Source organism: Pseudomonas brassicacearum (genome assembly GCF_003732265.1).
Lineage (GTDB): Bacteria > Pseudomonadota > Gammaproteobacteria > Pseudomonadales > Pseudomonadaceae > Aquipseudomonas > Aquipseudomonas brassicacearum_D.
The window spans coordinates 1-500 of the sequence record NZ_MOBK01000244.1 but is presented as its reverse complement, the minus strand read 5'-3'; the positions used below and the strand labels follow the sequence as shown (position 1 = coordinate 500).

The 500-nt window shown below is 61.8% G+C and carries 1 pseudogene; it reads right to left on the bottom strand.

Going from position 1 to position 500, the window contains the following annotated elements:
• Nucleotides 1-500: pseudogene (locus BK660_RS31075) on the bottom strand (tRNA (adenosine(37)-N6)-threonylcarbamoyltransferase complex transferase subunit TsaD); the annotation flags it as partial.

Genomic DNA, 500 nt, shown 5'->3' with positions numbered 1-500 from the left:
TAAAACACGTCGCCCTTCATGTCGCCGAGCATCTTTTCCAGCGAGACGCGCAAGGCCTTATTGGCACTGACGCCGCCAGCGATCACCAGACGCTTCATGCCGGCCTGTTTCAGGGCACGCTTGCACTTGATGGTCAAAGTCTCCACCACGGCCTGCTGGAACGCCCGCGCGATGTCGCAACGGGCTTGCTAGTTGTCGTCCCCGGCGCTGACGCACTGCTGCCAGGCGTTGAGCGCAGAGGTTTTCAGACCACTGAAGCTGAATTGCAGACCCGGGCGATCGCACATCGGACGCGGGAAGGTAAAACGTCCTGCGACGCCCTTCTCGGCCAGTTTGGCGATTTCCGGGCCACCCGGGTAATTGAGGCCCATCATCTTCGCGGTCTTGTCGAAGGCTTCGCCGGCGGCGTCGTCGAGCGTCTCGCCGAGCAGGCTGTATTGGCCGATGCCATCCACCTGAACCAGCTGCGTTTGGCCGCCGGACACCAACAAAGCGACGAA